We start from the raw sequence: 8,883 nt of genomic DNA, 5'->3' as shown, positions 1-8,883 counted from the left end.
CTGCGTCGCGGGCGGCGCGGGCTCGCCGGGCGTTGCGGACGGTGCGGGCTCGCCGGGCGCCGCGGGCGGTGCGGAGGCGCTCGGTGCCGCGGACGGCTCGCTCGGCGTCGCGGGCGGTGCGGCCTCGCCCGGCGTCGCGGCCTGCGGTGCGTCCGGGGCGGACGACACGGAGTCGGCCGTCGGCTGCTCCGTCTTCCCCTCCGCGGGTTCCGTCGCCGCCGGGGGCATGTCGGGGGTGTCCGGAGCGGGAGCGCTCGCGGCGGTACCGGGCAGACCCTCCCGCTGCGTCTCGTCCGTGTGCTCGTCCGACACCGTCGTCCTCCCTCGTTCGGGCCCGCCCCGGGGACGGGCGCCCCGCCGTGGAACGCCGGGGCCGTGCACGAACCGGCCGGTCGCGACGCGCGACCACCGGTCGGCGGAATTCAAACAGGTCGGGCGGGCGCACGGAACCGCCGCGACCCGGACGAGACCGCGGGCGGCCGCCTGAGCGCGCCGAGTCGCCGTCGAGGCGACTCTCCGGGCCCGATCGGCCACGCAGGGTGACCGGAGGGCGGCGGCGCGGTCGCCGGGGCCGCACTAGTGTCGGTCGCGTGCTGTCGCTGGTCGTCGTGCTCCCGCACCCCCCGCTCCTCGTCCCGGAACTGGCCGCGGGGGCGGCGGGCGAGACCGCGGAGCTGCGCGCGGCGGTGCGCTCGGCCGCGGCCCGGCTCGCGGGTGCGGCCGCGGACTGGATCGCCGTGGGCGCCGACCCCGGCGGCCGCCGGACCGTCCCGCCCGCGACCGCGGGGACGTTCGCCGGGTTCGGCCGGGACGTCCGGGTCGCCCTCGGGCCCGGCGCCGGTGCCCCGGACCCGGAGCTCCCGCTGCCCCTGCTCGTCGCCGGGTGGGCCGGCGGCGAGTCCGGGCGGGAGCCGCGCGTCCGCGGCGAGCTCGTCCCCGAGGACGCCCCCACCGCCGACTGCCTGCAGCTCGGCCGGGAGCTCGCCGCCGGGGCCGACGCCGCGGACCGGCCCGTCGGGCTGCTGATCGTCGGCGACGGCGCGGCCACCCACACCGAGAAGGCGCCCGGCCATCTCGACGAGCGGGCCGGGCCCTTCGACGCCGGCGTCGCGAAGGCCCTCGAGCACGGCGACCCCGCACCCCTGGCGGCCCTCGACCCGGGTCTCGCGGCGGAGCTGTGGGCGGCCGGTCGCGCCCCCTGGCAGGTGCTCGCCGGGGCCACGGAGGACCGGGACTGGCGCGGCGAGCTGCTGTACTCCGCGGCGCCGTACGGCGTGGCCTACCACGTGGCGGTCTGGACGCCGGCATGACGAGGCTCGTGGCCGTCGTCGGGCCGACCGCGACGGGCAAGTCCGACCTCGGGCTGGACCTGGCCGAGGCGCTGGGCGGCGAGGTCGTCAACGCCGACGCGATGCAGCTCTACCGCGGCCTCGACATCGGCACCGCCAAGCTGTCCGTGGCCGAGCGCCGCGGGATCCCGCACCACCAGCTCGACGTCCTGGACGTCACCGAGACCGCGTCGGTGGCCGTCTACCAGCGGGAGGCGCGCGCCACGATCGAGGCGCTGCTCGCCGCCGGGCGCACGCCCGTGCTGGTCGGGGGCTCGGGGCTGTACGTGCAGGCGGTGGTCGACGAGCTGGAGTTCCCGAGCACCGACCCGGCTGTCCGCAGCCGGTGGGAGGCCGAACTGGCCGCCGTCGGGGCGCCGGCGCTGCACCGCAGGCTTGCCGAGGTCGACCCCGCGGCGGCGCAGAACGTGCTGCCCGGCAACGGGCGCCGGATCGTCCGGGCGCTGGAGGTCATCGAGCTGACCGGGCGCCCCTTCCGCGCCACGCTGCCGGGACAGCGCTCGCCCCGGTACGACGCGGTGCTGATCGGGGTCGATCGGGAGACCGCGGAGCTCGACGAGCGGGTCGCCCGCCGCGTCGACCTGATGATGGCCGCCGGGCTGGTCGACGAGACCCGCGGGCTGCTGGAGAAGGGCCTGCGCGAGGGCCGGACGGCGTCGCGGGCGCTGGGCTACCAGCAGGTCGTCGCGGCGCTGGACGGCGAGTACGACCTGGCGACGGCCGCCGAGGAGACCGTCCGCGCCACCCGCCGGTTCGTGCGCCGGCAGCGCTCGTGGTTCCGCCGCGACCCCCGCATCCACTGGCTCGACGGCGCGGATCCGGAACTGTCGGCGATGGCTCGTAGGCTGGTCGCGTGAGCGACGGCATCCCCTTCTCGAAGGGCCACGGCACCCAGAACGACTTCGTCGTGCTGCCCGACCCCGACGGCGCCCTCGACCTCACGCCGGAGCGGGTCGCCGCGCTGTGCGACCGGCGGCGCGGGCTCGGGGCGGACGGGGTGCTGCGCGTGGTCCGGTCCGCCGCCCTGGGCGTCGACGGCCCCGAGTGGTTCATGGACTACCGCAATGCCGACGGGTCGATCGCCGAGATGTGCGGCAACGGCGTCCGCGTCTTCGCCCGGTACCTGCAGCACGCGGGCTGGTTCCGCGCCGGGGAGCTGCCGCTGGGCACACGGGCGGGCGTCAAGGTCGTCACGCTCGAGGGGGACCGGGTCGCCGTCGAGATGGGCCGGGCGCTGGTCGGCCCCGAGAGCGTCGCGACGGTCGGCGGACGGGAGTTCCCGGGCGTGGCGGTCGACGTCGGGAACCCGCACCTCGCCTGCGTCACCGACACCGACCTCGCCGGGCTGGACCTGACCGTGCCGCCGGGGCGGGACGAGGCGCTGTTCCCCGACGGGGCCAACGTCGAGTTCGTCGGGCCCGCACGCGGCGACGAACCGGTCGCGATGCGCGTGCACGAGCGTGGGGTGGGGGAGACCCGGTCCTGCGGCACCGGCACGGTGGCGGCCGTCGTGGCCTCGCTGCGGGCGGCCGGGCGCGCGGAGGGCCGGCTGCCCGTCGACACCCCCGGCGGCCGGCTGGAGGTCACGGTCCGCGACGGCGGTGCGTCGACCGTCCTGCACGGACCGGCGGTCCTGGTCGCGCACGGTGAACTGGATCGATCGTGGTGGGAGACCGCCGGGTGACGCGCGGGAAACGGGCCGACGCGGCGACCCGAAACGTGGGACACTCGACCTCACGATGACTGAATCCCCCCTGCGCTACACGCCTGCCGACGATGCTCTCGACCCCTCGCGGGGCGAGATGGAGCTGGAGGAACGGTCCTCGCTCCGGCGGGTCGCGGGTCTGTCGACCGAGCTCACCGATGTCACCGAGGTCGAGTACCGGCAGCTGCGGCTCGAGCGGGTGGTGCTCGTCGGGGTCTGGACCGAGGGCACCTCCGAGCAGGCCAACGCCTCGCTCGTCGAGCTGGCCCGGCTCGCCGAGACCGCCGGCTCCCAGGTCATGGACGGTCTGGTGCAGCGGCGGAGCAAGCCCGACCCCGCCACCTTCATCGGTTCCGGCAAGGTCGACGAGCTGTCCGTCGCCGTGCAGGCCGCCGGCGCCGACACCGTGATCTGCGACGGCGAGCTCTCGCCCGGCCAGCTGCGCCAGCTGGAGGACAAGCTCAAGGTCAAGGTGATCGACCGGACCGCCCTGATCCTCGACATCTTCGCCCAACACGCCCGCTCGCGGGACGGCAAGGCCCAGGTCGAGCTGGCCCAGCTGTCCTACCTCCTGCCGCGGCTGCGCGGCTGGGGTGAGGCGCTGTCCCGGCAGGTCGGTGGCCGCGCCGCCGGCGGTGTGGGCATCGGTGGCCGTGGTCCCGGTGAGACCAAGATCGAGCTGGACCGCCGGCGCATCCGCCACCGCATGTCCAAGCTGCGCCGCGAGATCGCCGCGATGAGCCGGGTGCGGGACACCCAGCGCGGCGCCCGCCGCCGCAACGACGTGCCGAGCGTCGCGATCGTCGGCTACACCAACGCCGGCAAGTCCTCGCTGCTCAACGCGCTGACGGACGCGGGTGTCCTGGTCGAGGACGCGCTGTTCGCCACCCTGGACCCCACGACCCGCCGCGCGGAGACGACGGACGGGCGCACCTACACGCTCACCGACACCGTCGGGTTCGTGCGGCACCTGCCGCACCAGCTCGTCGAGGCGTTCCGGTCCACGCTCGAGGAGGCGGGCCAGGCGGACCTGCTGGTCCACGTGGTCGACGCGTCGGACCCGCTGCCCGAGGACCAGATCGCCGCGGTGCGCAAGGTGCTGGTCGAGATCGGCGAGGAGCAGGGCGGGACCATGCCCGCGGAGCTGCTCGTCGTCAACAAGACCGACGCAGCCGGTGACCTCGCGCTCGCCCGCCTGCGGCACCTGCTGCCCGACGCCGTGTTCGTGTCGGCCCACCGGGGCGACGGCATCGCGCGGCTCAAGGCCTGTATCGCCGAGCGGCTCCCGCGGCCCGAGGTCGACCTCGAGCTGCTGGTGCCCTACACGGAGGGCGGGCTGGTCGCGCGGCTGCACTCGGACGGCGAGGTGCTCGCCTCCGAGCACACGCCGGAGGGCACGCGGCTGCACGTCCGGGTCAGGCCCGAGCTCGCCGTCGCGGCCGTGCCGTTCGCGGTCGGGCGGACCGGATCGGCCCCCGCCGAGGGCGACGCGGCAGGCTCGCGGGATGCGAACGGGACCGCGGACGAGGGCGCGCGGGCCGAGGCCGGGGCGCGCGTCGCTGCGCGCGGCTGAGCGCGCCGGGGTCCTCGGCGCCGTCCTCCTGCTCACGCTGCTGCTCGCCGTGCCGGCGGGCGCGGCGCCGAGCTCGCCCCAGGACCGCTGCCCGGTCACCGACCGCCGCCTCGTCGAGCTCTCCGGGCTGGCGGTCGCCGCCGAGGGCGGCGTCTGGGCGATGAGCGACGGCGGCAGCCGGGTCGCGCTGTACCGGCTCGACCCGGGCTCCTGCGCGGTCGTCGAGACCCGGACCGCGGCCCTGGACCCGTTCGACGCCGAGGACCTCGCGATCGCGCCCGACGGCGCGTTCTGGGTCGCCGACACGGGCGACAACGACCGGCTCCGGGACACCGTGGCCCTCCTCGTGCTGCCGCCCGACGGCGCGCCGCGGCTGCACCGGCTGACCTACCCGGACGGCCCGCACGACGCCGAGGCCCTCCTGATCGGCGCGGACGGCGTGCCCGTGATCGTCACCAAGGAGGTCGGCGGCACCGCCGGGGTCTACCGCCCCGCCGGCCCGCTCGCCGAGCCCGGGCCCACGCCGCTGATGCGCGCGGGCTCGGCCGGTTTCCCCCGCTCCGAGACCCGGGGCGGCCCGATCGGTGCCCTCGGCGCGTTCACCGTGACCGGCGGGGCGACGAGTGCGGGCCGCGAGGTCGTCGCCCTGCGGACCTACACCGACGCCTGGCTCTACCGCGTGCCGGCCTCCGGTGACCTCGTCGCGGCCCTGCAGGCCACTCCGCTGCAGGTCCCGCTGCCCGCCGAGCCCCAGGGCGAGGCGCTCGCGTTCCTCCCCGACGGCACGCTGCTGTCCGGCTCCGAGACCCGCGGCCCGGACCGTGGCCGGCTCCGCGCGGTGCCCGGCGCCGTCGAGGCCACGCTCGCCGCCGCACCCGCGGAGCCCACCGTCGCGCCGCCCCCGGCGACCCCGCCGGAGCCCGCCCCGGACTGGCTGCCCGCGGCGATCGGCGTCGGCGTCGCGGTCCTCGTGCTGGGGCTGGCGGCCGCCGCGATGGCCCTGCACGGTCGGCGGCGCTCCCGCGTGTGACGAGCCCGTTAAGGGTGCTCCCGGAGGGCCGTCGGCGGGCCCCGCTCCGCCTACGCTGATCACGCCGGGAGGAGGGGTGCCGCGGTGCCGATCGTGACCGCCTACGAGGACACGCCGGGCGGTCACGACGCCCTGGTCCTCGGGGCGCAGCTGGCACGGTTGACGGGGCTGACCAACGTCGTCGCCACCGTCTACCCGACGGACGGGCTCGGCTACTCGGCGATGGCCCGCGACCCGCGGTGGCGGGAGAAGATCGAGGAGGTCGCCCGCCGGCGGTTCGGCCGGGCGCGGGAGCTCATCGGCTCGACCGGGCCGTCCGCGCCGGAGTTCGCCCCGCTCGGGCCGGGTCCCGCGGCGGTGGTGCTCGCCGACCACGCCGAGGAGGTCGGGGCCGCCGTGCTGGTCGTCGGCTCGACGGGCGGGGGCCTGCTCGGCCGGCTCGCCCCCGGGGGCACGGTCCAGCGGCTGCTGCCCTCGGCGCGCTGCCCCGTCGGGATCGCGCCGCGGGGTTATCGGCACACCGCCGCGAAGGGGATCACCGTCGTCACGGTCGCCTACGACGGCACGCCGGAGGCCGACCGCGCGGCCGTCCTGGCCGTGCACCTGGCCGGCCGGACCGGCGCCGCGCTGCGGTTCGTGGTGGTCGCGGGCGGCGAGGAGGAGGTGCCCGCCGCGACCGAGACCGCGCAGAAGGGGCTCGCGCAGGCGCCGGTGGAGATCGACGCGCTCTACGACGTCGTGATCGGCCGCTCGGTCGCCGACACCCTCGCCGACCTGCCCGAACGCACCGACGTCCTCGTCGTCGGGTCGCGCGGGTACCCGCTCATGAAGCGGCTGCTGCTCGGCGGGGTCGCGGGCGTGCTGGTCCGCACCGCCCGCTACCCCGTGATCGTGGTGCCGCCCCCGGACCGCTGACCGTGGGCCCGGACCTCAGAGCCGGCGGAGCACCGCGACGACGCGGCCGAGGATGGTCGCCTCGTTGCCGTCGATCGGCTCGTAGGCCGGGTTGGCCGGCATCAGCCAGACCTGGCCGTCCGTGCGCCTGAAGGTCTTGACCGTGGCCTCGCCGTCGATCATCGCGGCGACGATCTCGCCCTGCTCGGCGACGGGCTGCTGGCGCACCACGACCCAGTCCCCGTCGGTGATGGCGGCCTCGACCATCGAGTCGCCCTTGACGTTGAGCAGGAAGAGCGTGCCCTCGCCGACGATCTCGCGGGGCAGCGGGAACACGCTCTCCACCGCCTGCTCGGCCAGGATCGGGCCACCGGCGGCGATGTTGCCGAGCAGCGGCACGAACGCCGGCGCCGGCCGCTCCGCGCGGACCTCGGCGGCCGCGGTGCCCTCGGAGTCCTCCTCCGGGCTGCGCACGTCGACCGCGCGGGTCCGGTTGGGGTCCCGCCGCAGGTACCCCTTGCGCTCCAGCGTGCGGAGCTGGTGGTGCACCGACGACGTGGAGGTCAGCCCGACCGCGTCGCCGATCTCCCGGACGCTCGGCGGGTAGCCGAAGCGCTCCACCCAGTCCCGGATCACCTCGAGCACCTTGCGCTGCCGGGGGGTGAGGCCCACCGGGTCCGCCGGCGGATCCGGGAAGGCGCGCACCTGTCCGGGCTCCCGGCCGGTCTCGCCGGCTCCGCCGGACTCGTCCCGTGCCATCTGCCTGCCGCCTCCTCGTGTGCCTGTCTCGTGCGCTGTCCGCGTCGTCGGGCCCGTCCCGGCCCGCTGCCCGGCTCCCGGACGGTCCGTACCCCCCTCGGCGCCGGACGCCCCGGTCGTCGTGCCCGTTCCTCCGGGCCGTACTCCCGGGAGCCGTACCGGGGCGCCGGGCGGCCGGTGCCGGTGAGGACCCGGACGGCCCGTCCGGCGGTCCCGGCCGGTCCGTCGGGATCGGACGGTAGCCCGGATCCGGCCGAACGCCAAACACATGTTCGAACGACACGCCGATCGTGTCGGCGCGGGCTCGTGACGAGGGGCCGTGGTGATGGTAGAACGTCGCACAGACGTTCGAATCGAACATGTGTGCGAGATCCGGTCGCTGAGCGGCGCGGACGAGGCGGAAGGGGTCTGCCGTGAACGGCGCGGGGATCGCGGGGGGCAGCGGGGACCACACCGTGGACGGGTCGGGCGGCCGCGCGGGCGGGGGCGCACGGCCAGGCCCCGGCCTCGGCGTGTCGCGCGGGGTGGCCGAGGACGCGCGCCGCCGTCGGGACCGCGCCGACCGGCCGGGCGCGCGGAAGAGCCGGGTTGTCGCGTCGTCGCAGCGCGGGAGCGCCGTGACGACCGGGGACGGGGCGCGCGAGGCGGGGGCGACCCGAAGACCGCGTCCGGCCCGACCGGCGCGGAGCTCCCGCCGTGCCCGGCGCACGGTCTCCGCGACCGCGACCGCGGCCGTGCGGGCGCGGGGCCACGCGCCCTCGGTACGCCCCTTCCCTCGGGTCCCCGGCTTCTCGGTCGTCGCGAGCGGTTCCACCGTGGCGGACCCGGGAGGTCGGCTGCGCGACGCTGCGTCGGCTCCGGGAGACGTGTGCCCGGTGCCGCGCGCGGTCCGGCCCATCGTGCGGGTGCTGCGCGGTGCGGTGTCCCCGGCCCGGTACCGGCTCCGGCGTGCCGTGGCGGTCGCCGTCCTCGCGCTGGTCGCCGCCGCGGTCGTCGTCGGCCTCGGGCTCCTGGCCGGGACCGCGGGGGAGGCCCAGGCTCGTTCGGCCGTGCCCGCGGGTACCGCGGTCGTGACGGTCGAGCCGGGCGAGTCGATCCGGGACGTCGCGCGCCGGACCGTCCCCGCCGTCGCGTCGGCCGGCACCGGCGCCGTCGTCGAGCGGATCGCGGCGGACAACGCCCTCCCGGTCGACTCGGCGCCGCTGCCCGCCGGGCTCGTGCTGCGCGTCCCGGCCTGACGAGGCGGGGCGGTGCCCGGTGCCGTGACCCCGGTCACGGCGGGCACCGGTTTTTGTCGGTGGTGGTTGATAGGAATCGCACACGCGTTCGACCGGTCGTCCGGGCATCCGGCTCGGGTGGGGTCGGCGCGGGGGTGGGAGGTCGTCATGGATCCCAGGAGTGCAGTGCTCACGGGGGCGTCGCCGGGTGGGATGTCGCTGACCGGGATGTCGCGGGCCGGGGTGTTGCCGGCCGGAGCATCCGGGCCGTCGGCGATGGTCGAGGAGCCGGGCGGGGTCCCGGTCGAGGCGCCGGCCACGCCGGCCGGAGTCCCGGCCGAGCGGCGGGCCGACCT

9 protein-coding genes and 1 pseudogene are annotated in these 8,883 nt (G+C 77.1%); 8 read left to right on the top strand and 2 right to left on the bottom strand.

Going from position 1 to position 8,883, the window contains the following annotated elements; all coding sequences use genetic code 11:
* Positions 1 to 312 (bottom strand): annotated as a pseudogene (locus AB0B41_RS41685) (hypothetical protein); the annotation flags it as partial.
* Positions 313 to 590: 278 nt separating this feature from the next.
* Here AB0B41_RS41685 and AB0B41_RS41680 point away from each other — a divergent pair.
* From AB0B41_RS41680 to AB0B41_RS41655, 6 genes are all read left to right on the top strand, one after another.
* Positions 591 to 1,310, top strand: a complete 720-nt coding sequence (locus tag AB0B41_RS41680; protein WP_358212584.1) for a hypothetical protein — start codon at positions 591 to 593, stop codon at positions 1,308 to 1,310.
* Entirely contained in the window at positions 1,307 to 2,206 is a 900-nt protein-coding gene (gene miaA, locus AB0B41_RS41675; RefSeq protein WP_358212582.1) for a tRNA (adenosine(37)-N6)-dimethylallyltransferase MiaA, read from the top strand. The genes AB0B41_RS41680 and miaA overlap by 4 nt, the downstream gene beginning before the upstream one ends.
* A complete protein-coding gene (gene dapF, locus AB0B41_RS41670; RefSeq protein WP_358212580.1) occupies positions 2,203 to 3,033 on the top strand; it encodes a diaminopimelate epimerase in 831 nt (276 codons plus the stop codon). The genes miaA and dapF overlap by 4 nt, the downstream gene beginning before the upstream one ends.
* A gap of 55 nt (positions 3,034 to 3,088) precedes the next feature.
* Positions 3,089 to 4,627, top strand: coding sequence for a GTPase HflX (gene hflX / locus AB0B41_RS41665; protein ID WP_358212578.1), 1,539 nt, complete (start codon positions 3,089 to 3,091; stop codon positions 4,625 to 4,627).
* Positions 4,560 to 5,657, top strand: coding sequence for a hypothetical protein (locus tag AB0B41_RS41660; RefSeq protein WP_358212577.1), 1,098 nt, complete (start codon positions 4,560 to 4,562; stop codon positions 5,655 to 5,657). The genes hflX and AB0B41_RS41660 overlap by 68 nt, the downstream gene beginning before the upstream one ends.
* Before the next feature lie 84 nt (positions 5,658 to 5,741).
* Positions 5,742 to 6,572 (top strand): universal stress protein, encoded by an 831-nt coding sequence (locus AB0B41_RS41655; protein ID WP_358212575.1) that lies wholly within the window; start codon positions 5,742 to 5,744, stop codon positions 6,570 to 6,572.
* A 15-nt stretch (positions 6,573 to 6,587) separates the two neighbouring features.
* Here the strand turns inward: AB0B41_RS41655 and lexA are convergent, their stop codons facing one another.
* The gene (gene lexA, locus AB0B41_RS41650) at positions 6,588 to 7,310 is read right to left on the bottom strand and encodes a transcriptional repressor LexA (RefSeq protein ID WP_358212574.1); all 723 of its coding nucleotides are present in this window, start codon (positions 7,308 to 7,310) and stop codon (positions 6,588 to 6,590) included.
* Positions 7,311 to 8,185: 875 nt separating this feature from the next.
* On the opposite strand from lexA, the gene AB0B41_RS41645 reads away from it, so the two are divergent.
* Together AB0B41_RS41645 and AB0B41_RS41640 are read left to right on the top strand one after the other, a co-directional pair.
* Positions 8,186 to 8,548: a hypothetical protein gene (locus AB0B41_RS41645; protein WP_358212573.1), complete on the top strand. Its 363-nt coding sequence runs from the start codon at positions 8,186 to 8,188 to the stop codon at positions 8,546 to 8,548.
* Positions 8,549 to 8,695: 147 nt separating this feature from the next.
* On the top strand, positions 8,696 to 8,883 hold a 188-nt coding region (locus AB0B41_RS41640), incomplete at its 3' end, for a hypothetical protein (RefSeq protein ID WP_358212571.1).

The organism is Pseudonocardia sp. NPDC049154 (assembly GCF_040648315.1).
GTDB lineage: Bacteria > Actinomycetota > Actinomycetes > Mycobacteriales > Pseudonocardiaceae > Pseudonocardia.
The sequence above is the reverse complement of the archived record's forward strand: the minus strand, read 5'-3'. Positions and strand labels throughout refer to the sequence as shown.

Excerpts from the sequence above, each read along its gene's own strand:
- AB0B41_RS41660 (WP_358212577.1), top strand. The coding sequence starts at position 4,560 with ATGCGAACGGGACCGCGGACGAGGGCGCGCGGGCCGAGGCCGGGGCGC.
- lexA (WP_358212574.1), bottom strand. The coding sequence starts at position 7,310 with ATGGCACGGGACGAGTCCGGCGGAGCCGGCGAGACCGGCCGGGAGCCC.
- miaA (WP_358212582.1), top strand. The coding sequence starts at position 1,307 with ATGACGAGGCTCGTGGCCGTCGTCGGGCCGACCGCGACGGGCAAGTCC.
- hflX (WP_358212578.1), top strand. The coding sequence starts at position 3,089 with ATGACTGAATCCCCCCTGCGCTACACGCCTGCCGACGATGCTCTCGAC.